This window comes from Enterobacter cloacae complex sp. P15RS (genome assembly GCF_014895905.1).
GTDB classification, from domain to species: Bacteria; Pseudomonadota; Gammaproteobacteria; order Enterobacterales; family Enterobacteriaceae; genus Enterobacter; species Enterobacter quasihormaechei.
On record NZ_JADBQL010000014.1, the window covers coordinates 1 to 24,493 of the forward strand.

A 24,493-nucleotide genomic window follows, 5' to 3' on the forward strand; every position below is an offset into this window, starting at 1 on the left:
GGATTCTGATTCCGGCATTCCGAGGTTCGAATCCTCGTACCCCAGCCACTTTAAAGTCGTTAAGCTGTTTGTTTAACGCAATTGGGGTGTCGCCAAGCGGTAAGGCTCTGGTTTCTGATACCAGCATTCCGGGGTTCGAATCCCTGCACCCCAGCCACTTAAAACAAACAAGCCCGCTCTGCGGGCTTTTTTGTTTTTGTTGCTCAGAATAGTGCGGCCTGATGCCCTCACCCTACCCCTCTCCCACGGGGAGAGGGAATTAAGATTAGAGTCCGAGGGCGTATTTCAGGGCCTGACGCTTCAGGCCACCGGCGCGCTCTGCCGCCATCAGTCCGATATTTCGCAATATCCGCACCGGACCCACGTCATTGCTGAACCCGACATAGAACAGATCCATCCCCGACTGCATAACGAAGTTATCCGCCATCCGGCGCGTCTGGTAGCGCTTGAGTACCTGATGGCTGGCCCAGACTTCCGCGTGAGCGCGTGCGTTGCCCAGCACGTCCAGTAGCGCATCGACGTCACGGTATCCCAGGTTAACCCCCTGCCCCGCCAGCGGATGAATGGTGTGCGCCGCGTCCCCCACCAGCGCCAGCCCTTCACGGGCATATTGCAACGCGTGGCGTCGCATCAGCGGGAATGCACCGGCAGCAACCGGCGTTACGTTCCCCAGACGGCTCGGGAAGTGCTGATGGATTTCACGCTGCAACTGCGCCATTGTCAGCCCCTGCAACTGCCGAATACGCGCCGGTTTGTCGTACCACACCAGCGAAGCCCAGTTATCAAACAGCGGCAAGAATGCATGCGGGCCGTTCGGCGTAAAATGCTGCCAGGTGCTTTCGCCCGGTGCGTTTTCTGACTGAACGGTGATCAGCATGCAGGACTGCTGATACTGCCAGGCATGGATCCCAATACCTGCCATCTGTCTGACCTGCGAGTTTGCGCCATCTGCCCCCACCACCAGCTTCACGGCCAGCTCGTCGTCATTGTCCAGCGTCAGGTGATATCCGCCGTCATGGCGATGCAGGGCTTTCAGCGAGGCCGGAACGCGCAGCGTCACCTTCGGATGCGCCTCCAGCGCCTGCCAGAGCGCCTGCTGGAGCACGTTGTTTTCCACCATATAACCCAGGCGCGGCAGTTTCAGCTCGGCGGCGTCAAACGACACGTGGGCATTTTCCCACTCCCAGGTTTCAAGACGACTGTAGGGATGCGCGCGCATCGCCAGCACCGCCTCCCAGACGCCCAGCCCGCGAAGCAGATCAACAGACGCCGCGCTGATGGCGGAAATACGCACGTCCGGCTTGCTGGCAGGATCGAATGCCGGCGGAGCCGCCTGTTCAATAACGGTTACATCAAATCCCTGCTGCGCCAGCCCCAGCGCCAGTGCGCCGCCGACCATACCGCCGCCGACAACGGCAACTTCGGTGTTCAGGAGTGTCATGGTCACTATTCCTTATTGGAGAATGCCTTAAGTTTACCGGATTTTTGCGGTCCTGAGGTTGACAACCTTCATACTGGTCACAACCGCACCAAAGCATTACAATACGCGGCTTGCAATCCTGAGCTGAGCAAGTCGATGACTAAAAAACTCCATATAAAAACCTGGGGCTGTCAGATGAACGAATACGATTCATCCAAGATGGCCGATCTGCTGGATACCACCCACGGATACCAGCTGACTGAAAATGCGAAAGAAGCCGATGTGCTGCTGCTGAACACCTGTTCAATTCGTGAAAAAGCACAGGAAAAAGTCTTTCATGTGTTAGGCCGCTGGAAGCTTCTCAAACGGAAAAATCCGGACCTGATCATTGGCGTGGGTGGCTGCGTGGCATCGCAGGAAGGTAAGCTGATCCGCCAGAGAGCCCCGTATGTGGATATCGTCTTTGGCCCTCAGACCCTGCACCGTCTGCCAGAGATGATCAATCAGGTTCGCGGCAATCGCAGCCCGGTGGTTGACGTGAGCTTCCCGGAGATCGAGAAATTTGACCGTCTGCCAGAGCCGCGCGCGGATGGCCCGACCGCCTTCGTCTCCATCATGGAAGGCTGCAACAAATACTGTACTTACTGCGTGGTGCCTTATACCCGCGGTGAAGAGGTGAGCCGCCCGGCGGACGATATTCTGTTTGAAATCGCTCAGCTTGCCGCCCAGGGCGTACGAGAAGTGAACCTGCTGGGCCAGAACGTTAACGCCTGGCGCGGTGAGAACTACGACGGCACCACGGGCAGCTTTGCTGAACTGCTGCGACTGGTGGCGGCGATTGACGGCATCGACCGCATTCGTTTTACCACCAGCCATCCGATGGAATTTACCGACGACATCATCGACGTCTACCGCGATACGCCGGAGCTGGTGAGCTTCCTGCACCTGCCGATTCAGTGCGGCTCTGACCGCGTGCTGAACCTGATGGGCCGTCCACACACGGTGCTGGAGTATAAATCCACCATCCGCAAACTGCGCGAAGCGCGCCCGGATATTCAGATTAGCTCCGACTTCATCGTCGGCTTCCCTGGCGAAACCGCTGACGACTTCGAACGCACCATGAAGCTTATCGGCGACGTGAATTTCGACGTCAGCTACAGCTTCATCTTCTCCGCGCGCCCGGGCACGCCTGCTGCCGATATGGTTGACGACGTGCCGGAAGAAGAGAAAAAACAGCGTCTGTATATTTTGCAGGAGCGTATTAACCAGCAGGCCAACGCGTGGAGCCGTCGCATGCTCGGCACCGTCCAGCGTATTCTGGTGGAAGGCACTTCCCGTAAGAGCATCATGGAACTGTCCGGTCGAACCGAAAATAACCGCGTGGTGAACTTTGAAGGCACCCCGGACATGATCGGTAAATTTGTGGACGTTGAGATTGTCGAAGTGCTGACTAATTCCCTGCGCGGGAAGCTGGTGCGCACCGAGGACGAAATGGATCTGCGCATCGCACAGACGCCTGAATCCGTCATCTCTCGCACCCGCAAAGTCAACGATTCTGGCGTAGGTATTTACCAGCCGTAATCCTTCTGGCCTGCCCTCCTGGCAGGCCTTGTATTTCCTCTCATCACCCCCAATATCTACCGCAACGCTTGCGCCTTTATTCTATGGCGTGAATAATTTCGGTAATGACCGTTTTATTACGGCGTGTGGCCACAGGTCAGTTAACCAATTAAAGAGGAACAGTTTGAACATAGATACGCGTGAAATTAGCCTTGAGCCCGCAGACAACGCTCGCCTGCTGAGCCTGTGCGGGCCGTTTGATGACAACATCAAACAACTGGAGCGACGTCTGGGTATCGAAATCAATCGTCGCGATAACCATTTCAAACTCACCGGACGCCCAATCTGCGTCAACGCCGCGGCAGATATTCTCCGCAGCCTGTATGTTGATACCGCCCCGATGCGTGGCGAAATTCAGGATATTGAGCCTGAACAGATCCACCTTGCCATCAAAGAGGCGCGCGTGCTCGAGCAGAGCGCCGAGAGCGTGCCGGACTACGGTAAGGCCATCAATATCAAGACCAAGCGCGGCGTCATCAAGCCGCGTACGCCTAACCAGGCGCAGTACATCGCCAACATTCTTGACCATGACATCACCTTCGGCGTGGGTCCGGCGGGGACGGGTAAAACCTATCTGGCCGTTGCTGCGGCGGTAGATGCGCTCGAGCGTCAGGAGATCCGCCGTATCCTGCTGACCCGTCCTGCCGTAGAAGCCGGTGAGAAACTCGGCTTCCTGCCGGGCGATTTGAGTCAGAAAGTGGACCCCTATTTGCGCCCGCTGTACGACGCGCTGTTCGAAATGCTCGGCTTCGAGAAAGTTGAAAAGCTTATTGAGCGTAACGTGATTGAAGTCGCCCCGCTGGCCTACATGCGTGGCCGTACGCTTAACGACGCGTTCATCATTCTGGATGAGAGCCAGAACACCACCATCGAACAGATGAAGATGTTCCTGACGCGTATCGGCTTTAACTCGAAAGCGGTTATCACCGGTGACGTGACCCAGATTGACCTGCCGCGCAACACCAAATCGGGTCTGCGTCACGCCATCGAAGTGCTGGCCGAGGTAGACGAAATCAGCTTTAACTTCTTCCACAGTGAAGATGTGGTACGCCATCCGGTCGTCGCGCGTATCGTTAACGCTTATGAGGCCTGGGAAGAGGCCGATCAGAAGCGCAGGGCCGAGCTGGCCGCAGAACGTAAGCGCGAAGCGCAGGAGCATGAACAGAAATGAGTCAGGTGATCCTCGATTTACAGCTGGCCTGTGAAGATAATTCCGGCATGCCAGAAGAGGCACAGTTTCAGAAATGGCTGGATGCCGTTATCCCTCAGTTTCAGGAAGAATCAGAAGTCACGATTCGCCTGGTGGATGAAGCGGAAAGCCATGAGCTCAACCTGACCTACCGCGGGAAAGATAAGCCGACCAACGTGCTCTCTTTCCCGTTCGAAGCGCCTCCGGGTATTGAGATGCCGCTGCTGGGCGATCTGATCATCTGCCGTCAGGTGGTTGAGCAGGAAGCCAAAGAGCAGCAAAAGCCGCTGGAAGCACACTGGGCACACATGGTGGTGCACGGTAGCCTGCATCTTCTGGGTTACGACCATATTGAAGATGACGAAGCGGAAGAGATGGAATCCCTCGAGACAGAGATAATGCTTGCTCTGGGCTATGAGGATCCGTACATTGCCGAGAAAGAATAGCCAGTCACTGACTACCATTCCGCCGCGCAGGGATAGAGCGCGGCGGTTAACGTTGAACTAACAAGAGAACCCTTAACAAACGCCATGAGCGACGACAATTCACACAGTAGCGACACGACAACCGCAAAAAAGGGATTTTTCTCCCTCATTCTGAACCAGCTTTTCCACGGCGAACCAAAAAACCGTGATGAACTGCTGGAGCTGATTCGTGATTCCGGGCAAAACGATCTTATCGATGAAGATACGCGCGAAATGCTCGAAGGGGTGATGGACATCGCCGACCAGCGCGTCCGCGACATCATGATCCCCCGCTCGCAGATGATTACCCTGAAACGTAACCAGACGCTGGACGAGTGCCTCGATGTGATTATCGAATCGGCTCACTCGCGCTTCCCGGTCATCAGCGAAGATAAAGATCACATCGAAGGGATTTTGATGGCGAAGGATCTGCTGCCGTTTATGCGCAGCGATGCCGAAGCCTTCAGTATGGAAAAAGTGTTACGTCCGGCCGTCGTTGTGCCGGAAAGTAAACGTGTGGATCGGATGCTGAAGGAGTTTCGCTCCCAGCGCTACCACATGGCGATTGTTATTGATGAATTTGGCGGCGTTTCCGGTCTGGTTACAATCGAGGACATCCTTGAGCTGATCGTGGGCGAAATTGAAGATGAGTATGACGAAGAAGAGGATATCGACTTCCGTCAGCTGAGCCGCCACACCTGGACCGTGCGCGCGCTGGCCTCCATTGAAGACTTCAACGACACCTTCGGCACCAGCTTCAGCGATGAAGAAGTGGACACCATTGGCGGTCTGGTGATGCAGGCCTTCGGCCATCTTCCGGCCCGCGGTGAAACCGTTGACATCGATGGTTACCAGTTCAAGGTCGCAATGGCTGACAGCCGACGTATTATTCAGGTTCACGTCAGAATGCCGGACGACTCACCGGTGCCAAAACTGGAAGATTAATGTAAATGGCATTTGCCCCATTATTAGAACGCCAGCGCGTCCGTTTGCTGCTGGCGCTGTTACTCGGAGCCAGCGGTACGCTGGCTTTTTCTCCTTACGATATCTGGCCTGCCGCTCTTCTCTCCCTGATGGGGCTACAGGGTCTTACCCTGAACCGTCGCCCGGTACAGGCCGCGGCCATCGGCTACTTCTGGGGGCTGGGGCTGTTCGGCTCTGGCATCAACTGGGTCTACGTCAGTATCGCGCAATTTGGCGGAATGCCGGGGCCGGTTAACGTCTTCCTGGTTGTGCTGCTCGCCGCGTATCTGTCGCTCTACACCGGCCTGTTCGCGGGTGTCCTTTCTCGTCTTTGGCCTAAAACCAGCTGGCTGCGCGTGGCGATAGCGGCTCCCGTTGTCTGGCAAATCACCGAATTTCTGCGCGGCTGGGTACTGACCGGCTTTCCGTGGTTGCAGTTCGGCTACAGCCAGATAGACGGCCCGCTGAAAGGTCTGGCTCCCGTCATGGGCGTGGAGGCGATCAACTTCCTGTTAATGGCGGTCAGCGGCCTGCTGGTGCTGGCCCTGGTGACACGTAACGGGAAGCCGCTGGTTGTCGCGCTGATCCTGTTTGCCCTGCCCTTCCCGCTGCGCTATATCCAGTGGTACACGCTGGAGCCCGCGCGCGCCACGCAGGTTTCTCTGGTGCAGGGCGATATCCCGCAGTCACTGAAATGGGATGAGAATCAGCTGCTGAACACGCTGAAAATCTACGCCAACGCCACCGAAGAGGTGATGGGCAAATCACAGCTCATCATCTGGCCTGAGTCTGCGATCCCGGACCTGGAGATCAATCAGCAACCCTTCCTGAAGATGATGGACGATTTGCTGCGCGCTCGCGGCAGTACGCTGATTACCGGCATTGTGGATGCGCGTCTGAACCAGCAGAACCGCTATGACACCTACAACGCGATCATTACGCTCGGTAAGGACAGTGAATACAGCTATACCTCCACCAATCGCTACAACAAAAATCACCTTGTACCGTTTGGCGAGTTTGTTCCGCTGGAGTCGATTCTGCGCCCGCTGGCGCCGTTCTTCGATTTGCCGATGTCCTCGTTCAGCCGCGGCCCGTACGTTCAGCCGCAGCTTCACGCGCACGGTTTTGCCCTGACGGCCGCCATTTGCTACGAGATTATCCTCGGCGAGCAGGTGCGCGATAACTTCCGCCCGGACACCGACTATCTGCTGACCATCTCAAACGACGCCTGGTTCGGTAAATCGATTGGCCCGTGGCAGCACTTCCAGATGGCGCGAATGCGTTCTCTGGAGCTGGCGCGTCCGCTGCTGCGTAGCACCAATAACGGCATCACCGCCGTGATTGGCCCGCAGGGCGAAATCCAGGCCATGATCCCGCAGTTCACCCGTGAAGTGCTGACCACCAAAGTTACGCCTGCCTCGGGCCTGACGCCGTACGCCCGCACCGGCAACTGGCCGCTGTGGATCCTGACCGCGCTGTTCGGCTTTGGCGCCGTGCTGATGAGCCTGCGTCAGCGTCGTAAATAATCTTGCCTTGTGATGCCGGGTGGCGCTGACGCTTACCCGGCCTACATTTTTACTCCCGCAGGTCGGGTAAGGCGTCGCCGCCACCCGACAATTTCCTCCCAACCCTCAATTCTGGCACGCCTGTTGCTTTATTTCTTAACGCAAACGCTGTCTGGCTTAACGTGCAACCCTGTCGCACCAGCATCGATCGCCGGTGGCACCGAAACGGTGCAACGGGAGATTATTGCCTCGGAATGGTGCGGCGCGCTTCGCAAAAATAAACAATAACGCAGCAAAATCTTTACATTAAGCCAGACTAAATGTTAACAAGCTTGCATAACACTGCACTCGCATTGCGCGAGATATAACAACATCACAATGGGTATCTATGCGTCACTGGCGCTGATAAGAAAGGAGTTGGGTATGCAATTACGTAAACTGGCCACAGCAATGCTGGTTATGGGAATGTCTGCGGGCATCGTCCACGCTGAAGACGCTCCGGCAGCAGGAAGCACTCTCGACAAGATTGCCAAAAACGGCGTGATCGTGGTCGGCCACCGTGAATCTTCTGTCCCGTTCTCTTACTACGACAACACGCAAAAAGTCGTGGGCTATTCACAGGATTACTCCAACGCCATCGTTGAAGCCGTGAAGAAAAAGCTGAACAAACCTGACCTGCAAGTGAAGCTGATCCCCATCACTTCACAGAACCGTATCCCTCTGCTGCAAAACGGCACGTTTGATTTTGAGTGTGGCTCGACCACCAACAACCTTGAACGTCAGAAACAGGCTGCTTTCTCCGATACCATCTTCGTTGTGGGCACTCGCCTGCTGACGAAAAAAGGCGGCGATATCAAAGACTTTGCTGACCTGAAAGGCAAAGCGGTTGTCGTGACTTCCGGTACCACATCCGAAGTCCTGCTGCACAAGCTGAACGACGAGAAGAAAATGGACATGCGCATCATCAGCGCGAAAGACCACGGCGACTCGTTCCGTACCCTGGAAAGCGGTCGTGCTGTCGCCTTTATGATGGATGACGCCCTGCTGGCGGGCGAACGCGCGAAGGCGAAGAAACCAGACAACTGGGAAATCGTCGGAACCGCGCAGTCGAAAGAAGCTTACGGCTGTATGCTGCGTAAAGGCGATGAAGACTTCAAAAAGCTGATCGATGACACCATCGCTCAGGCGCAAACCTCTGGCGAAGCGGCAAAATGGTTCGACAAGTGGTTCAAGAACCCTATTCCACCAAAAAACCTGAACATGAACTTTGAACTGTCTGACGACATGAAAGCGCTGTTCAAATCACCAAACGACAAAGCTCTTAACTAATTAGAACGACAGGGGCGGGATCTCCTGCCCTCTCGATTGTCGGGAAGCATGGACAGACTATACGTTGAGTGGTCGTTCCCCACTCAGCGCAAAAATTGAGCTTCTCACCAATCTTCGAGGGTAGCGCTGCTACCCTCTTTTTTCTGGAGTTTACTATGTCAATTGACTGGAACTGGGGCATCTTTCTGCAACAAGCCCCGTTCGGCAACACCACCTATCTCGGCTGGCTGTGGAGCGGCTTTCAGGTTACCGTTGCGCTATCGATAACGGCGTGGATTATCGCGTTTCTTGTCGGTTCGCTGTTCGGTATTCTGCGTACCGTCCCTAACCGTTTTCTCTCTTCAATTGGCACGCTCTATGTGGAACTGTTCCGTAACGTTCCGCTGATCGTGCAGTTCTTTACCTGGTATCTGGTGATCCCGGAACTACTGCCGGAAGATCTCGGCATGTGGTTCAAGGCAGAACTGGATCCTAACGTACAGTTCTTTGTCTCTTCCATGCTGTGTCTGGGGCTGTTCACCGCTGCGCGCGTCTGCGAGCAGGTACGTGCCGCCATACAGTCACTGCCGCGCGGGCAAAAGAATGCGGCACTGGCGATGGGCCTGACCCTGCCACAGGCCTACCGTTACGTCCTGTTGCCTAACGCTTACCGCGTCATCGTTCCGCCAATGACCTCCGAAATGATGAACCTGGTGAAAAACTCGGCCATCGCCTCAACCATTGGCCTGGTCGATATGGCGGCGCAGGCGGGTAAGCTGCTGGATTACTCCGCTCACGCGTGGGAATCCTTCACGGCGATCACGCTCGCGTATGTTCTGATTAACGCTTTCATCATGCTGGTGATGAACCTGGTTGAACGCAAAGTACGCCTGCCGGGCAATCTGGGGGGCAAATAATGTACGAATTTGACTGGAGTTCCATTGTTCCCTCCATGCCCTATCTGCTGGATGGACTGGCAATTACCTTAAAGATCACCGTTATCGCTATTATTGTCGGTATTGTCTGGGGCACCCTGCTGGCGGTGATGCGCCTGTCGAGCTTTAAGCCGCTCGCCTGGTTCGCCACGGCTTACGTTAACGTATTCCGCTCCATCCCGCTGGTCATGGTGCTGCTGTGGTTTTACCTGATTGTTCCCGGATTCTTACAGAACGTGCTGGGACTGTCGCCGAAAACCGATATCCGCCTGATCTCTGCCATGGTGGCGTTTTCCATGTTTGAAGCCGCCTACTACTCCGAGATCATCCGCGCCGGTATTCAGAGTATCTCGCGCGGGCAGTCCAGCGCTGCGCTGGCGCTCGGTATGACGCACTGGCAGTCCATGAAGCTGATTATTCTGCCGCAGGCGTTTCGCGCCATGGTTCCGCTGCTGCTGACGCAAGGCATCGTCCTGTTCCAGGATACCTCCCTGGTCTACGTGCTGAGCCTGGCAGACTTCTTCCGTACCGCCTCCACCATTGGCGAACGTGACGGAACGCAGGTTGAGATGATCCTCTTCGCGGGCGGGGTCTATTTTGTGATTAGTTTAAGCGCATCGCTGTTGGTCAGCTGGCTGAAGAAAAGGACCGTATAATGATTTCCCTGAAAAATGTTTCTAAATGGTATGGGCACTTTCAGGTGCTGACCGACTGCTCAACAGAAGTGAAAAAAGGCGATGTGGTGGTGGTCTGCGGCCCGTCCGGTTCCGGTAAGTCTACGCTTATCAAAACCGTTAATGGTCTGGAACCTGTCCAGCAGGGTGAAATTGTCGTTAACGGCACCAAAGTGAACGACCGTAAAACCAACCTTGCCCAGCTTCGCTCCCACGTGGGCATGGTGTTCCAGCATTTTGAGCTGTTCCCGCACCTGTCGATCATTGAGAACCTGACGCTTGCACAGGTGAAAGTGCTGAAGCGTGATAAAAAAGCGGCGCGCGAAAAGGGGCTGAAGTTACTGGAACGCGTCGGGCTCTCTGCGCATGCGGATAAGTTCCCGGCACAGCTTTCGGGCGGCCAGCAGCAGCGCGTGGCAATCGCGCGGGCGCTGTGTATGGATCCGGTGGCGATGCTGTTCGATGAACCGACTTCTGCACTCGATCCGGAGATGATCAACGAAGTGCTGGACGTGATGGTGGAGCTGGCGCACGAAGGGATGACCATGATGGTGGTGACGCACGAAATGGGCTTCGCCCGTAAAGTGGCCAACCGCGTGATCTTCATGGATGAAGGGAAAATCGTTGAAGACTCGCCCAAAGAAGAGTTCTTCGCGAATCCGAAATCCGAACGCGCTAAAGACTTCCTCGCTAAAATCCTGCATTAATCTTTTCAGTGCGCAATCTGCGGATTGCGCACTGCTTCACGCTTTAGATCTCTTTTTCTATTCGGCGTCACATCGCAGCGTTAACCTTGTCACAAAATAATGCTAAGAATGGAGAACGCTATGGCACACCCTATAATTCTCGACTGCGATCCGGGTCATGATGACGCGATCGCGCTCGTCCTCGCGCTTGCCTCCCCTGAACTGGACGTCAAAGCTGTCACCTCCTCCGCCGGGAACCAGACGCCGGATAAAACCTTGCGAAACGTGTTGCGCATGCTGACGCTGCTGAAACGCACCGATATTCCGGTCGCAGGCGGCGCCATTAAGCCGCTGATGCGCGAACTGATCATTGCGGACAACGTTCACGGTGAAAGCGGGCTGGATGGCCCGGCGCTGCCGGAGCCAGGTTTCGCACCGCAAGACTGCACTGCCGTCGAGCTAATGGCGAAGATACTGCGTGAAAGCGCAGAGCCGGTGACGCTGGTGGCTACCGGCCCGCAGACCAACGTTGCGCTTCTGCTGAACAGCCATCCTGAACTGCACAGCAACATCGCCCGTATCGTCATCATGGGCGGGTCAATGGGGCTGGGGAACTGGACGCCTGCGGCCGAATTCAACATCTTTGTTGACCCGGAAGCAGCGGAGATCGTCTTCCAGTCGGGCCTGCCGATTGTGATGGCGGGGCTGGACGTGACGCATCGGGCGCAGATTATGGCAGACGATATTGAACGCTTCCGCGCCGTGGGCAACCCGGTTGCAACGACCGTGGCCGAGCTGCTCGACTTCTTTATGGAGTATCACAAAGCTGAGAAGTGGGGCTTCCACGGCGCGCCGCTGCACGACCCATGCACGATTGCCTGGCTGCTGAAGCCGGAGATGTTTACCACGGTGGAGCGCTGGGTTGGCGTGGAGACGCAGGGGAAATATACCCAGGGAATGACGGTGGTGGACTATTACTCATTGACGGGAAACAAACCGAATACGACGGTAATGGTGGATATTGATCGGGAAGCGTTTGTGGATTTGCTGGCGGAGAGGCTGGCTTATTATTCTGCGGCCTGATGCCCTCACCCTGGCCCTCTCCCACAGGGAGAGGGAATAAACCTGCGCTTTTACTTATGGCTCAAACGGGCGACGCTGGAACTGGTCGTGCCCGCATTTCGGACACAGCGACAGCACCTCCGGCGTATAAACGGCCATGTGGTGGTGGCACTTCTCACACACCAGATTCCCCAGCCCCACCACTTCGCCGCTGTGATAGACTCCGTGGTGGTTTAAATCCTGGAACACCTCGCGCCACTCCAGCTGGGTTTTATCGGTAATATCCGCCAGCTCCTGCCACAGGCTCTCTTTAATGACTCGCATAAAAACGCTGTCGGCGATCTCGTCCTGACTCTCCTCGTAGCTTCGCGCAAACTCTTCCAGGTCACGGCGCACGGCGCGCGTCACCTCTTCCACTTCGGTTCGCGTTAACTCACCCGTTTGCGTCACGCGTGCGCGTGCCTGTTCGACCAGCGCGTCGATATCGCGCTCGCCGTTACGCAGCCGTTCCGTCAGTGTGGCCATCAGTTCACGGTAAAATTGAGCAACCTTGTTCATCATTTTGCCTCCCGGGTAAGTAACTGTCTCTAATAATAGACCTTATTTCGTCACCGCTTTGTCAGGTGAAGCACAGACCCGGTAAATTCCTGCAAAGTGCATTTGCGTGAAAGGCTGTTTTGACGCGGGCGTTTGGGCTATGCTATGCGGATCTGAATTACCACATCCATTGGCTACATTTGTAGCTGTATTGAACACAGGACCACTGGCTGCCATGCAAGAGCAATACCGCCCGGAAGAGATAGAATCAAAAGTCCAGCAACACTGGGACGAGAAGCGCACCTTTGAAGTAACCGAAGACGAGAGCAAAGAGAAGTATTACTGCCTGTCGATGCTTCCCTATCCTTCTGGTCGACTACACATGGGCCATGTGCGTAACTACACCATCGGTGATGTGATTGCACGCTACCAGCGTATGCTGGGCAAAAACGTTCTTCAGCCTATCGGCTGGGATGCGTTCGGCCTGCCTGCTGAAGGCGCAGCGGTGAAAAACAACACGGCACCGGCTCCGTGGACGTACGACAACATCGCGTACATGAAAAATCAGCTGAAAATGCTGGGCTTTGGCTACGACTGGAGCCGCGAGCTGGCTACCTGTACACCAGAATATTATCGCTGGGAGCAGAAGTTTTTCACCGAGCTGTATAAAAAAGGCCTGGTCTACAAAAAAACGTCCGCCGTTAACTGGTGCCCGAATGACCAGACCGTACTGGCGAACGAGCAGGTTATCGACGGCTGCTGCTGGCGCTGCGACACCAAAGTTGAGCGTAAAGAGATCCCGCAGTGGTTTATCAAAATCACCGCCTACGCTGACGAGTTGCTGAACGATCTGGACACTCTGGATCACTGGCCTGACACCGTTAAAACCATGCAGCGCAACTGGATTGGCCGTTCTGAAGGCGTTGAAATCACCTTCAACGTAGAAAATTACGACCAGACCCTGACCGTCTACACCACCCGTCCGGACACCTTCATGGGTGCGACTTACCTTGCCGTGGCTGCGGGTCACCCGCTGGCACAAAAAGCAGCGGAAAACAATCCGGAGCTGGCAACCTTCATCGACGAATGCCGCAACACGAAAGTGGCCGAAGCCGACATGGCGACGATGGAGAAAAAAGGCGTTGATACCGGCTTCAAAGCAATTCACCCGCTGACGGGCGAAGCCATCCCGGTCTGGGCAGCGAACTTCGTGCTGATGGAATACGGTACGGGCGCAGTGATGGCCGTGCCGGGCCACGATCAGCGTGACTACGAATTTGCCACCAAATACGGCCTGAACATCAAGCCTGTGATCCTGGCGGCTGACGGTTCTGAACCTGACCTCTCCGAGCAGGCGCTGACCGAAAAAGGCACACTGTTTAACTCCGGTGAGTTTAGCGGCCTGAGCTTCGAAGAGGGCTTCAACGCCATCGCCGACAAACTGGCTTCTCTGGGCGTGGGCGAGCGTAAAGTGAACTACCGTCTGCGCGACTGGGGCGTTTCCCGCCAGCGTTACTGGGGTGCGCCAATCCCTATGGTGACCCTGGAAGACGGCACCGTCATGCCAACCCCGGAAGATCAGTTGCCGGTGATCCTGCCGGAAGACGTGGTCATGGACGGTATCACCAGCCCGATCAAAGCCGATCCTGAGTGGGCCAAAACCACCGTCAACGGCCAGCCAGCGCTGCGTGAAACCGACACCTTCGACACCTTCATGGAGTCCTCCTGGTACTACGCGCGCTACACCTGCCCGCAGTACAAAGAAGGCATGCTGGATTCCGACGCGGCAAACTACTGGCTGCCGGTAGACATCTACATCGGCGGCATTGAACACGCCATCATGCACCTGCTCTACTTCCGCTTCTTCCACAAACTGATGCGTGACGCAGGCCTGGTCAATTCCAACGAGCCAGCAAAACAGCTGCTGTGTCAGGGGATGGTGCTGGCAGATGCGTTCTACTACGTTGGCGCGAACGGCGAGCGTAACTGGGTTTCTCCCGTTGATGCGATTGTCGAACGTGACGAGAAAGGCCGTATCGTGAAGGCGAAAGACGCTGAAGGTCATGAACTGGTTTATACCGGCATGAGCAAGATGTCCAAGTCTAAAAATAACGGCATCGACCCGCAGGTGATGGTTGAGCGTTACGGTGCAGACACCGTGCGTCTGTTCATGATGTTCGCATCTCCGGCAGACATGACCCTGGAGTGGCAGGAATCCGGTGTTGAAGGGGCCAACCGCTTCCTGAAACGCGTCTGGAAACTGGTTTACGAGCACACCTCTCAGGGCGATGCGCCAGCGCTGAACGTAGCTGCACTGACTGAAGATCAGCAGGCGCTGCGTCGTGATGTTCATAAAACCATTGCGAAAGTCACCGACGATATTGGTCGTCGTCAGACCTTCAATACCGCAATTGCGGCTATTATGGAACTGATGAATAAGCTGGCGAAAGCTCCGCAGGACGGCGAGCAGGATCGCGCGTTAATGCGTGAAGCGCTGCTGGCGGTCGTTCGCATGCTGAACCCGTTCACACCGCACGTTAGCTTTACGCTGTGGCAAGAGCTGAAAGGCGAAGGCGATATCGACAACGCGCCGTGGCCAGTGGCTGATGAATCCGCTATGGTGGAAAACACCACGCTGGTGGTGGTGCAGGTTAACGGTAAAGTGCGCGGTAAAATCACCGTCGCGGTCGACGCAACCGAAGAACAGGTTCGCGAGCGCGCAGGCCAGGAACATCTGGTCGCGAAATACCTTGAGGGCGTTACCGTACGTAAAGTGATCTACGTACCGGGTAAACTGCTGAATCTGGTCGTTGGCTAAGCGCGGGAGGAAACGTGCGACAACTGGCAACAATACTCTTATCTCTGGCGGTGCTTGTCACCGCTGGCTGCGGCTGGCACCTGCGCAACACCACGGCAGTGCCTGCGCAGATGAAAACGATGATCTTCGACTCATCCGATCCGAACGGACCGCTGAGCCGGGCCATTCGTAACCAGCTGCGTTTGAACGATGTTAAGCTGATCGAGAAGGGAACCCTGCGTCAGGATGTTCCTTCGCTTCGCGTCCTGAAATCTACGCTGTCACAAGACACGGCGTCGATCTTCCAGGATGGTCGAACCGCGGAATATCAAATGGTGCTTACCGTTGATGCGGCCGTCTTAATGCCGGGTAAAGATATTTACCCTATCAACACCAAAGTCTACCGTTCGTTCTTCGATAACCCGCAGACGGCCCTGGCAAAAGACGCTGAACAGCAGATTATCATCAAGGAAATGTATGATAAGGCCGCAGAGCAGCTGATCCGTAGACTGCCTGCCATTGCCGCGTCGTCGAAGAAAGGCGCTGACGTCATCGAAACACCGGATGCCAGCACGCCGGACATGCCAACGTCGCTGGGTAACTGATGATCAGGTTGTATCCTGAACAACTCCGCGCGCAGCTCAACGAAGGGCTGCGCGCGGCCTACCTGCTACTTGGTAACGACCCCCTGTTACTTCAGGAAAGCCTTGATGCTGTTCGCCATGCGGCAGCCGCACAGGGTTTTGATGAGCATCATACGTTCCAGATCGATAACAGTACCGACTGGAACGCTATCTTCTCGCTTTGTCAGGCCATGAGCCTGTTTGCCTCACGTCAGACAATCCAGATCCTGCTGCCAGAGAATGGTCCTAATGCCACCATCAACGAACAGCTCGCCAAGCTGGTCAGCTTGTTACACAGCGATCTGCTGCTGATAGTACGCGGCAACAAACTCACAAAAGCGCAGGAAAACGCGGCCTGGTTTACCCGGCTGGCCACCAGTGCAGTGCTGGTTACCTGCCAGACGCCTGAACAGGCACATCTGCCAAAATGGGTTGCCGCGCGAGCAAAGCAGCACAACCTGCAACTGGACGATGCCGCCAGCCAGCTCCTTTGCTACTGCTATGAAGGCAATCTTCTGGCACTGGCGCAGGCGCTGGACAGGCTCTCCCTGCTGTGGCCGGATGGCAAGCTGACGCTGCCCCGCGTCGAACAGGCGGTGAACGATGCCGCGCACTTTACCCCCTTCCACTGGGTTGATGCGCTGCTGTCGGCGAAAAGTAAGCGTGCCCTGCACATACTGCAACAGCTGCGCCTGGAAGGCAGTGAGCCGGTCATTCTGCTTCGCACGCTCCAGCGCGAACTACTGCTGCTGAACAACCTTAAGCGCCAGTCGGCGCATACGCCCCTGCGCGCCTTATTCGACAAGCATCGCGTGTGGCAGAACCGTCGGGCGATGACCACGGAGGCGATAAACCGCCTGAGCCAGGAGCAGTTGCGTCAGGCCGTGCAGCTGCTGATGCGCGCCGAACTGACGCTGAAACAGGATTACGGCCAGTCCGTCTGGGCGGAGCTGGAGAGCCTCTCCTTACTGCTCTGCCATAAGGCGCTGGCAGACGTATTTATCGATGGGTGATATGCATTCTTTACAGGCAATGTATGGCGGGACCTTCGACCCGGTGCACTATGGGCATCTTAAGCCGGTAGAAATCCTCGCGAATTTGATTGGCTTGCAGCGGGTGATCATCATGCCCAACAATGTTCCGCCGCACCGTCCTCAGCCAGAAGCAACCAGCGAACAGCGCAAAGCGATGCTCGCGCTGGCTATCGCCGATAAGCCTCTCTTCACGCTGGATGAGCGCGAACTGCGCCGGGATACGCCGTCCTGGACATCGCAAACCCTGCGGGAGTGGCGCGCTGAGCAGGGGCCAGTGAAACCGCTGGCGTTTATCATCGGCCAGGATTCCTTGCTCAACTTTCCCAGCTGGTACCAGTACGAAACCATTCTGGAAAACAGTCACTTGCTGGTCTGCCGCCGTCCGGGCTACCCGCTGACCATGCGTGAACCGCAGCATCAGCAGTGGCTTGACGCGCATCTTACGGACAATATAGAAGACCTTCACAGCCTGTCCGCCGGTAAAATTTACCTCGCCGAGACGCCGTGGTTTGATATTTCCGCAACCCTCATCCGCGAGCGTCTCCAGCAGGGTTTGAACTGTGACGATCTCCTGCCCTTACCTGTGCTGGCCTATATCCACGCACACGGTCTGTATCAGAAAAGTACAGATGCCTGAACATCACCGGCGAAATTGCCTGTTAATGATTATCCTGCCTTGACAGGCTAAGCCATACTGATATCCTCCGCTGCCAGACTTTCCCGCCGATCGTTGCTTTACAGAAATTGTTTTACAAAAATGGCGATGCAATCTCAGGCGGAGGGTGGGATGATACCCGCCTTCAAAAGCCGGGCGGTGACATTTGTCCCGCGACTGGCGTCAGTTCAGGTATACTGGCTGACCACGAATTCACAGTTGTACAATCTCATTCACCCAGGGGGAAAACTTGCAGGGTAAAGCACTCCAGGATTTTGTTATCGACAAAATTGATGACCTGAAAGGTCAGGACATCATCGCTATCGACGTTAAGGGTAAATCCAGCATCACCGACTGCATGATTATCTGCACCGGTACCTCAACTCGTCACGTTGTTTCGATTGCTGACCATGTTGTTCAGGAATCGCGCGCGGCAGGGCTGCTTCCGCTGGGCGTTGAAGGTGAAGCGACCGCTGACTGGGTGGTTGTCGATCTCGGCGATGTGATTGTCCACGTCATGCAGGAAGAGAGCCGTCGCCTGTATGAGCTGGAAAAACTCTGGGGTTAATGCGTGAAGTTGCAGCTGGTCGCCGTCGGCACCAAAATGCCTGACTGGGTACAAACTGGTTTTACTGAGTATCTGCGTCGTTTCCCAAAAGATATGCCGTTCGAACTGGTGGAGATCCCAGCAGGAAAGCGCGGCAAGAACGCAGATATCAAACGTATTCTCGATAAAGAGGGAGAGCTGATGCTGGCTGCCGCAGGCAAAAACCGCATCGTGACCCTCGATATCCCGGGCAAGCCCTGGGATACGCCGCAGCTGGCGCACGAACTGGAGCGCTGGAAGCAGGACGGTCGTGACGTCAGTCTGTTGATTGGCGGACCAGAGGGGTTATCTCCCGCCTGCAAAGCGGCAGCAGAACAAAGTTGGTCACTCTCTGCGCTGACGCTGCCCCACCCGCTCGTGCGGGTTCTCGTGGCAGAAAGTTTGTATCGCGCGTGGAGCATCACTACCAACCACCCTTATCACCGCGAGTAATGACTGACCAGGGTAACTTAAGCAGCGGATGAAACTACAGAATTCTTTTCGCGACTATACGGCTGAGTCCGCGCTGTTTGTGCGCCGGGCGCTGGTCGCCTTTACGGGGATTTTGCTGCTTACCGGCGTGCTGATCGCCAACCTCTATAATCTGCAAATTGTCCGCTATACCGATTACCAGACCCGCTCAAACGAAAACCGTATCAAGCTGGTGCCCATCGCGCCCAGCCGCGGCATTATCTACGATCGTAACGGCACCCCGCTGGCGCTAAACCGCACCATCTATCAGATTGAGATGATGCCGGAGAAAGTGGATAACGTGCAAGATACGCTGAACGCGCTGAGAAGCGTTGTCGACCTGAACGATGATGACATCGCGGCGTTCAAAAAAGAGCGTGCACGTTCTCACCGCTTCACCTCCATTCCGGTAAAAACCAACCTGACAGAAGTGCAGGTCGCCCGTTTTGCCGTTAACCAGTACCGTTTTCCCGGCGTGGAAGTCAAAGGTTATAAGCGCCGCTACTATCCTTACGGCTCCGCGCTGACGCACGTGATTGGCTACGTCTCCAAAATCAACGATAAAGACGTCGAACGCCTTGATAAAGACGGCAAGCTGGCTAACTACGCCGCAACCCATGATATCGGCAAGCTGGGCATCGAACGTTACTACGAAGATGTCCTGCACGGCCAGACCGGTTATGAAGAGGTTGAAGTCAACAACCGTGGTCGCGTGATCCGTCAGCTAAAAGAGGTCCCCCCGCAGGCGGGACATGACGTGTATCTGACGCTCGACCTGAAGCTCCAGCAGTATATCGAAACGCTGCTGGCGGGTAGCCGCGCCGCCGTGATCGTGACCGACCCGCGTACCGGCGGCATTCTGGCGATGGTTTCCATGCCAAGCTACGATCCGAACCTCTTCGTGGACGGTATTTCCAGCAAAGATTACTCCGGCCTGCTCAATGACCCAAACACCCCGCTGGTGAACCGCGCTACGCAGGGGGTTTATCCTCCAGCCTCAACGGTTAAACCGTATGTCGCCGTGTCTGCGCTGAGCGCAGGCGTCATTACCCGCAATACCAGCCTGTTTGACCCGGGCTGGTGGCAGTTGCCTGGCTCTGAGAAACGCTACCGCGACTGGAAAAAATGGGGCCATGGCCATCTGAACGTGACCAAATCACTGGAGGAGTCTGCGGATACCTTCTTCTATCAGGTCGCCTACGACATGGGTATTGACCGTCTGTCTGAATGGATGAGCAAATTCGGCTACGGGCACTACACCGGTATAGATTTGGCGGAAGAGCGTTCCGGTAACATGCCAACCCGTGAATGGAAGCAGAAGCGCTTTAAAAAGCCCTGGTATCAGGGTGACACCATTCCGGTGGGGATCGGCCAGGGTTACTGGACGGCAACGCCGCTGCAAATGAACAAGGCGATGATGATCCTCATCAACGATGGCGTAGTGAAAGTGCCGCACCTGCTGCAAAGCACCGTTGAAGACGGCAAAAAAGTGCCGTGGATACAGCCTCATGAGCCACCGGTGGGTGACATTCATTCCGGATTCTGGGAAATCGCGAAAGACGGTATGTACGGCGTAGCCAACCGCCCTAACGGCACGGCGCACAAATATTTCGCTGGCGCACCGTATAAGGTTGCCGCCAAATCGGGTACTGCACAGGTCTTCGGTCTGAAAGCGAATGAAACCTATAACGCCCACAAAATTGCCGAACGTCTGCGTGACCACAAGCTCATGACGGCGTTTGCCCCTTACGAAAACCCGCAGGTTGCGGTGGCGATGATTCTGGAAAACGGCGGCGCAGGCCCGGCGGTGGGTACCATCATGCGTCAAATCCTCGACCACATCATGCTGGGTGATAACAACACCGAACTGCCTGCTGAAAACCCGGCAGCCGCTGCGGCGGAGGACCAATAATCATGACGGATAATCCGAATAAAAAATCGCTGTGGGATAAGATCCACATCGACCCAGCCATGCTGCTGATCCTGCTGGCTCTGCTGGTGTACAGCGCCCTCGTTATCTGGAGCGCCAGCGGCCAGGATATCGGCATGATGGAGCGTAAAATCGGCCAGATCGCCATGGGCCTGGTCATTATGGTGGTGATGGCGCAAATCCCACCGCGCGTGTATGAGGGCTGGGCGCCCTATCTCTATATTTTCTGTATCATTTTGCTGGTGGCGGTAGACGCGTTCGGTGCCATCTCGAAGGGGGCGCAACGCTGGCTGGATCTGGGGATTGTCCGCTTCCAGCCGTCGGAAATTGCCAAAATCGCCGTTCCGCTGATGGTGGCGCGCTTCATTAACCGCGACGTCTGTCCGCCGTCGTTGAAAAATACCGCCATTGCGCTGGTGCTGATTTTCCTGCCGACGCTGCTCGTGGCCGCACAGCCTGACCTCGGTACCTCGATTCTTATCGCCCTCTCCGGCCTGTTCGTTCTGTTCCTGTCCGGCCTGAGCTGGCGCCTGATCGGCATTGCGGTGGTCCTGCTGGCTGCCTTCATCCCTATTCTCTGGTTCTTCCTGATGCATGATTACCAGCGCCAGCGCGTAATGATGCTGCTCGATCCCGAGACCGATCCGCTGGGCGCAGGCTATCATATTATTCAGTCGAAGATTGCGATTGGCTCCGGCGGCCTGCGCGGTAAAGGCTGGCTGCACGGTACGCAGTCGCAGCTCGAATTTTTACCGGAACGCCACACCGACTTTATCTTTGCCGTTTTGGCTGAGGAGTTAGGGCTGGTCGGCATCCTGGTGCTGCTTGCACTCTACGTGTTGCTGATCATGCGTGGGCTCTACATTGCCGCGCGTGCGCAGACCACCTTTGGCCGGGTCATGGCGGGTGGGTTAATGTTGATTTTATTCGTTTATGTCTTCGTAAATATTGGTATGGTGAGTGGTATTCTGCCGGTTGTTGGCGTACCGCTGCCGCTGGTGAGTTACGGGGGCTCGGCACTGATCGTGTTGATGGCCGGGTTTGGTATCGTGATGTCGATCCATACCCACAGGAAAATGTTGTCCAAAAGCGTATAAAAATAAGGGGATCGCAATGCGTAAGCAGTGGCTGGGTATCAGTATCGCAGCAAGTTTACTTGCCGCCTGTACAAGTGATGATGGTCAGCAACAGGCAACCGTCGCGCCGCCGCAGCCTGCGGTCTGTAATGGCCCGATTGTTGAAATTAGCGGTGCCGATCCCGTTTATGAACCGCTGAACGCCAGCGTGAATCAGGATTATCAGCGCGACGGTAAAAGCTATAAAATCGTTCAGGATCCTTCCCGCTTCAGCCAGGCGGGATTTGCTGCCATCTATGATGCTGAGCCAGGCAGCAACCTGACCGCCTCAGGTGAAACCTTCGATCCGATGCAGATCACGGCGGCACACCCGACGCTGCCCATCCCGAGCTATGCGCGCATCACTAACCTGGCGAACGGCCGAATGATCGTGGTGCGCATCAACGATCGTGGCCCTTACGGCAACGATCGCGTGATTTCCCTGTCGCGCGCGGCGGCCGATCGTCTGAACACCTCCAATAATACGAAAGTGCGTATCGACCCGATTATCGTGGCGCAGGATGGTTCGCTGTCTGGACCAGGCACAGCCTGTACCACGGTGGCGAAGCAAACCTACGCCCTGCCCGCTCGCCCGGATCTGAGCGGTGGTATGGGGGGCGCGTCAACGCCGGCAGAGCCCGCACAGCCGCAGGGTGAAGTGCGCGCCATCAGCAACGATACGCTGCAAAGTGAAGATGCGACAGGCGCCCCGGTGAAAAGCAGCGGCTTCCTTGGCGCACCCACCACCTTAGCGTCGGGCGTGATTGAAACGAATGAACCAGCTCCAGCGCCTGCGCCTGTCGTTACTGCGCCCGCAGCACAACTCGCCCCGGTAACTGCGCCGGCTGCGACGCAGACTGCTGCGCCTGCGGCGGCGAGCGGCAGCTACGTGGTTCAGGTTGGCGCCGTCAGCGATCGGACGCGTGCAGAGCAGTATCAGCAGCGCTTAAGCCAGCAGTTTGGCGTGCCAGGCCGCGTTGAGCAAAACGGTGCGGTATGGCGTATCCAGATGGGCCCGTTTGCCAGCAAAGCACAGGCCGCGTCCCTGCAACAGCGTTTGCAGAGCGAGGCGCAACTCCAGTCGTTTATCGCTGTTGCGAAATAATTAATCGGTGGTATCCGAAATGTCAGTTTGTGTAAACCACGTTAACACTCTCATGATGAAAGTCGGATGCCTGCCCGTATAGCATTTGCTATAGTAAGGCACTTTTTTTAATTCCATCACGGATGTCGTAGTTCTGACCATGAAGACCACTTTTTCTGCTCGTTTTGTGCAGCGCATGGCGCTGACCACGGCCCTTTGCGCTGCTGCGTTCTCCGCCGCTCACGCTGATGACCTGAACATCAAGACCATGATCCCTGGCGTTCCGCAGATCGACGCGGAATCCTACATCCTGATTGATTACAACTCCGGCAAAGTTCTGGCAGAACAGAACGCCGATGTCCGCCGCGATCCGGCCAGCCTGACTAAAATGATGACCAGCTACGTTATCGGCCAGGCGATGAAGGCAGGTAAATTCAAAGAAACCGACCTGGTAACTATCGGTAACGACGCGTGGGCAACCGGTAACCCGGTGTTCAAAGGTTCATCGCTGATGTTCCTGAAGCCAGGCATGCAGGTTCCCGTCTCTCAGCTGATTCGCGGCATTAACTTGCAGTCCGGTAACGATGCCTGTGTGGCAATGGCCGACTTTGCCGCAGGCAGCCAGGACGCGTTTGTGGGTCTGATGAACAGCTATGTCTCCGCGCTGGGCCTGAAAAACACCCACTTCCAGACCGTTCACGGCCTGGATGCGGAAGGCCAGTACAGCTCCGCGCGTGACATGGCGCTGATTGGTCAGGCGCTGATCCGCGATGTGCCAAACGAATACTCTATCTACAAAGAGAAAGAGTTCACCTTCAACGGCATTCGTCAGACCAACCGTAACGGCCTGCTGTGGGATAACAGCCTGAACGTCGACGGCATCAAAACCGGCCACACCGACAAAGCCGGCTATAACCTGGTGGCCTCCGCTACTGAAGGCCAGATGCGTCTGATCTCCGCCGTGATGGGGGGACGCACGTTTAAAGGACGCGAAACAGAAAGCAAAAAACTGCTGACCTGGGGCTTCCGCTTCTTCGAAACCGTGAACCCGCTGAAGGCCGGTAAAGAATTTGCTTCTGAGCCCGTCTGGTTTGGCGATAACGACCGTGCTTCCCTGGGCGTGGACAAAGATCTCTATCTGACAATCCCACGCGGGCGCATGAAAGATCTGAAAGCCAGCTACGTGCTGAACACCACCGAACTGCACGCCCCGCTGCAAAAGAATCAGGTTGTGGGTACCATCAACTTCCAGCTGGATGGCAAAACCATCGATCAGCGCCCACTGGTGGTGCTGGAAGAAATTCCTGAAGGCAATTTCTTCGGCAAAATCATTGATTACATTAAGCTGATGTTCCATCACTGGTTTGGTTAAAATTTGAACACTTGAAAGTGTGATTTTGATCCCCATATACTACGTATCAGTAAAACTCCCGCCCCGTGGCGGGAGTTATTATTTTTTATACACACGCCGGAGCTGACATGAAAACCAAACTTAACGAACTGCTTGAATTCCCTACCCCTTTTACTTACAAAGTAATGGGTCTGGCGAAACCTGAGCTGGTTGATCAGGTGGTTGAAGTGGTACAGCGCCATGCGCCGGGCGACTACTCTCCATCAGTCAAACCGAGCAGCAAAGGTAACTACCACTCGGTCTCAATCACTATTACTGCAACACATATTGAGCAGGTAGAGACGCTGTACGAAGAGCTCGGCAATATCGAAATTGTTCGTATGGTACTGTAGTCCCTCTGCGGTTGCCCGGTTTGCCGGGTAACTCCTTTCCCCGCTGTGATATACTCCCCGTTACCTATTCTCCCCTGTCTTCGGAGACATCC

The 24,493-nt window shown here is 55.8% G+C and carries 23 protein-coding genes and 1 tRNA gene; 22 read left to right on the top strand and 2 right to left on the bottom strand.

Annotated elements, in window-relative coordinates; genetic code table 11:
* Positions 1-82: 82 nt before the first annotated feature.
* Positions 83-157 (top strand) — tRNA-Gln (locus IM267_RS09375).
* A 108-nt stretch (positions 158-265) separates the two neighbouring features.
* Here the strand turns inward: IM267_RS09375 and ubiF are convergent.
* Positions 266-1,441 carry a 3-demethoxyubiquinol 3-hydroxylase gene (ubiF, locus tag IM267_RS09380; RefSeq protein WP_193033259.1) on the bottom strand — a complete coding sequence of 392 codons (1,176 nt, stop codon included), beginning with the start codon at positions 1,439-1,441 and terminating at the stop codon, positions 266-268.
* A gap of 135 nt (positions 1,442-1,576) precedes the next feature.
* Here ubiF and miaB point away from each other — a divergent pair, with 135 nt between their 5' ends.
* The 10 genes from miaB (at position 1,577) to rihA (ending at position 11,847) form a co-directional block, all read left to right on the top strand.
* A complete protein-coding gene (miaB, locus tag IM267_RS09385) occupies positions 1,577-3,001 on the top strand; it encodes a tRNA (N6-isopentenyl adenosine(37)-C2)-methylthiotransferase MiaB (protein ID WP_193033260.1) in 1,425 nt (474 codons plus the stop codon).
* 163 nt (positions 3,002-3,164) lie between these two features.
* Positions 3,165-4,211, top strand: a complete 1,047-nt coding sequence (locus IM267_RS09390; protein WP_022647440.1) for a PhoH family protein — start codon at positions 3,165-3,167, stop codon at positions 4,209-4,211.
* A complete protein-coding gene (ybeY, locus tag IM267_RS09395) occupies positions 4,208-4,675 on the top strand; it encodes an rRNA maturation RNase YbeY (protein ID WP_003858677.1) in 468 nt (155 codons plus the stop codon). Before IM267_RS09390 ends, ybeY begins: the two co-directional genes overlap by 4 nt.
* A gap of 84 nt (positions 4,676-4,759) precedes the next feature.
* Positions 4,760-5,638 (top strand): CNNM family magnesium/cobalt transport protein CorC, encoded by an 879-nt coding sequence (corC, locus tag IM267_RS09400; protein WP_193033261.1) that lies wholly within the window; start codon positions 4,760-4,762, stop codon positions 5,636-5,638.
* Positions 5,639-5,643: 5 nt separating this feature from the next.
* On the top strand, positions 5,644-7,182 hold the full coding sequence (gene lnt / locus IM267_RS09405) for an apolipoprotein N-acyltransferase (protein ID WP_193033262.1): 1,539 nt from the start codon (positions 5,644-5,646) through the stop codon (positions 7,180-7,182).
* Positions 7,183-7,584: 402 nt separating this feature from the next.
* Positions 7,585-8,490 (top strand): amino acid ABC transporter substrate-binding protein, encoded by a 906-nt coding sequence (locus tag IM267_RS09410; protein ID WP_063866084.1) that lies wholly within the window; start codon positions 7,585-7,587, stop codon positions 8,488-8,490.
* Between the two features lie 155 nt (positions 8,491-8,645).
* The gene (gene gltJ, locus IM267_RS09415; RefSeq protein ID WP_015571133.1) at positions 8,646-9,386 is read left to right on the top strand and encodes a glutamate/aspartate ABC transporter permease GltJ; all 741 of its coding nucleotides are present in this window, start codon (positions 8,646-8,648) and stop codon (positions 9,384-9,386) included.
* Positions 9,386-10,060, top strand: a complete 675-nt coding sequence (gene gltK / locus IM267_RS09420) for a glutamate/aspartate ABC transporter permease GltK (RefSeq protein ID WP_022647437.1) — start codon at positions 9,386-9,388, stop codon at positions 10,058-10,060. Before gltJ ends, gltK begins: the two co-directional genes overlap by 1 nt.
* Positions 10,060-10,785 (top strand): amino acid ABC transporter ATP-binding protein, encoded by a 726-nt coding sequence (locus tag IM267_RS09425; RefSeq protein WP_006809622.1) that lies wholly within the window; start codon positions 10,060-10,062, stop codon positions 10,783-10,785. Before gltK ends, IM267_RS09425 begins: the two co-directional genes overlap by 1 nt.
* Before the next feature lie 120 nt (positions 10,786-10,905).
* A complete protein-coding gene (gene rihA / locus IM267_RS09430; protein ID WP_193033263.1) occupies positions 10,906-11,847 on the top strand; it encodes a pyrimidine-specific ribonucleoside hydrolase RihA in 942 nt (313 codons plus the stop codon).
* A 54-nt stretch (positions 11,848-11,901) separates the two neighbouring features.
* Here rihA and IM267_RS09435 read toward each other — a convergent pair whose 3' ends face one another.
* The gene (locus IM267_RS09435) at positions 11,902-12,384 is read right to left on the bottom strand and encodes a zinc ribbon-containing protein (RefSeq protein WP_107535661.1); all 483 of its coding nucleotides are present in this window, start codon (positions 12,382-12,384) and stop codon (positions 11,902-11,904) included.
* Between the two features lie 214 nt (positions 12,385-12,598).
* Between IM267_RS09435 and leuS the strand changes: the two genes are divergently transcribed.
* The 11 genes from leuS (at position 12,599) to ybeD (ending at position 24,401) form a co-directional block, all read left to right on the top strand.
* Positions 12,599-15,181: a leucine--tRNA ligase gene (leuS, locus tag IM267_RS09440; protein ID WP_193033264.1), complete on the top strand. Its 2,583-nt coding sequence runs from the start codon at positions 12,599-12,601 to the stop codon at positions 15,179-15,181.
* A 14-nt stretch (positions 15,182-15,195) separates the two neighbouring features.
* Complete coding sequence (gene lptE, locus IM267_RS09445) at positions 15,196-15,765, top strand: LPS assembly lipoprotein LptE (protein ID WP_063449374.1); 570 nt, start codon at positions 15,196-15,198, stop codon at positions 15,763-15,765.
* Positions 15,765-16,796: a DNA polymerase III subunit delta gene (gene holA, locus IM267_RS09450; RefSeq protein WP_193033265.1), complete on the top strand. Its 1,032-nt coding sequence runs from the start codon at positions 15,765-15,767 to the stop codon at positions 16,794-16,796. Before lptE ends, holA begins: the two co-directional genes overlap by 1 nt.
* The gene (gene nadD, locus IM267_RS09455) at positions 16,789-17,454 is read left to right on the top strand and encodes a nicotinate-nucleotide adenylyltransferase (protein WP_193033266.1); all 666 of its coding nucleotides are present in this window, start codon (positions 16,789-16,791) and stop codon (positions 17,452-17,454) included. Before holA ends, nadD begins: the two co-directional genes overlap by 8 nt.
* Before the next feature lie 268 nt (positions 17,455-17,722).
* Positions 17,723-18,040, top strand: coding sequence for a ribosome silencing factor (gene rsfS / locus IM267_RS09460; protein WP_003858696.1), 318 nt, complete (start codon positions 17,723-17,725; stop codon positions 18,038-18,040).
* Between the two features lie 3 nt (positions 18,041-18,043).
* Entirely contained in the window at positions 18,044-18,511 is a 468-nt protein-coding gene (gene rlmH, locus IM267_RS09465) for a 23S rRNA (pseudouridine(1915)-N(3))-methyltransferase RlmH (protein ID WP_003858701.1), read from the top strand.
* 28 nt (positions 18,512-18,539) lie between these two features.
* Positions 18,540-20,441 carry a peptidoglycan DD-transpeptidase MrdA gene (gene mrdA, locus IM267_RS09470; protein WP_193033267.1) on the top strand — a complete coding sequence of 634 codons (1,902 nt, stop codon included), beginning with the start codon at positions 18,540-18,542 and terminating at the stop codon, positions 20,439-20,441.
* A gap of 2 nt (positions 20,442-20,443) precedes the next feature.
* Positions 20,444-21,556, top strand: coding sequence for a peptidoglycan glycosyltransferase MrdB (gene mrdB, locus IM267_RS09475; protein WP_048966702.1), 1,113 nt, complete (start codon positions 20,444-20,446; stop codon positions 21,554-21,556).
* A 16-nt stretch (positions 21,557-21,572) separates the two neighbouring features.
* Positions 21,573-22,679 (top strand): endolytic peptidoglycan transglycosylase RlpA, encoded by a 1,107-nt coding sequence (rlpA, locus tag IM267_RS09480; protein WP_193033268.1) that lies wholly within the window; start codon positions 21,573-21,575, stop codon positions 22,677-22,679.
* Positions 22,680-22,818: 139 nt separating this feature from the next.
* Positions 22,819-24,030 (top strand): D-alanyl-D-alanine carboxypeptidase DacA, encoded by a 1,212-nt coding sequence (gene dacA, locus IM267_RS09485; protein ID WP_063866078.1) that lies wholly within the window; start codon positions 22,819-22,821, stop codon positions 24,028-24,030.
* 107 nt (positions 24,031-24,137) lie between these two features.
* The gene (gene ybeD / locus IM267_RS09490) at positions 24,138-24,401 is read left to right on the top strand and encodes a DUF493 family protein YbeD (protein ID WP_003858718.1); all 264 of its coding nucleotides are present in this window, start codon (positions 24,138-24,140) and stop codon (positions 24,399-24,401) included.
* Positions 24,402-24,493: the final 92 nt, after the last annotated feature.

Coding starts and splice junctions, on each gene's coding strand:
- gltJ (WP_015571133.1), top strand. CDS start 8,646: ATGTCAATTGACTGGAACTGGGGCATCTTTCTGCAACAAGCCCCGTTC.
- leuS (WP_193033264.1), top strand. CDS start 12,599: ATGCAAGAGCAATACCGCCCGGAAGAGATAGAATCAAAAGTCCAGCAA.
- rihA (WP_193033263.1), top strand. CDS start 10,906: ATGGCACACCCTATAATTCTCGACTGCGATCCGGGTCATGATGACGCG.
- lnt (WP_193033262.1), top strand. CDS start 5,644: ATGGCATTTGCCCCATTATTAGAACGCCAGCGCGTCCGTTTGCTGCTG.
- rlpA (WP_193033268.1), top strand. CDS start 21,573: ATGCGTAAGCAGTGGCTGGGTATCAGTATCGCAGCAAGTTTACTTGCC.
- ubiF (WP_193033259.1), bottom strand. CDS start 1,441: ATGACACTCCTGAACACCGAAGTTGCCGTTGTCGGCGGCGGTATGGTC.
- ybeY (WP_003858677.1), top strand. CDS start 4,208: ATGAGTCAGGTGATCCTCGATTTACAGCTGGCCTGTGAAGATAATTCC.
- holA (WP_193033265.1), top strand. CDS start 15,765: ATGATCAGGTTGTATCCTGAACAACTCCGCGCGCAGCTCAACGAAGGG.
- ybeD (WP_003858718.1), top strand. CDS start 24,138: ATGAAAACCAAACTTAACGAACTGCTTGAATTCCCTACCCCTTTTACT.
- mrdA (WP_193033267.1), top strand. CDS start 18,540: ATGAAACTACAGAATTCTTTTCGCGACTATACGGCTGAGTCCGCGCTG.
- corC (WP_193033261.1), top strand. CDS start 4,760: ATGAGCGACGACAATTCACACAGTAGCGACACGACAACCGCAAAAAAG.
- IM267_RS09410 (WP_063866084.1), top strand. CDS start 7,585: ATGCAATTACGTAAACTGGCCACAGCAATGCTGGTTATGGGAATGTCT.
- mrdB (WP_048966702.1), top strand. CDS start 20,444: ATGACGGATAATCCGAATAAAAAATCGCTGTGGGATAAGATCCACATC.
- nadD (WP_193033266.1), top strand. CDS start 16,789: ATGGGTGATATGCATTCTTTACAGGCAATGTATGGCGGGACCTTCGAC.
- IM267_RS09435 (WP_107535661.1), bottom strand. CDS start 12,384: ATGAACAAGGTTGCTCAATTTTACCGTGAACTGATGGCCACACTGACG.
- dacA (WP_063866078.1), top strand. CDS start 22,819: ATGAAGACCACTTTTTCTGCTCGTTTTGTGCAGCGCATGGCGCTGACC.
- miaB (WP_193033260.1), top strand. CDS start 1,577: ATGACTAAAAAACTCCATATAAAAACCTGGGGCTGTCAGATGAACGAA.
- IM267_RS09425 (WP_006809622.1), top strand. CDS start 10,060: ATGATTTCCCTGAAAAATGTTTCTAAATGGTATGGGCACTTTCAGGTG.
- gltK (WP_022647437.1), top strand. CDS start 9,386: ATGTACGAATTTGACTGGAGTTCCATTGTTCCCTCCATGCCCTATCTG.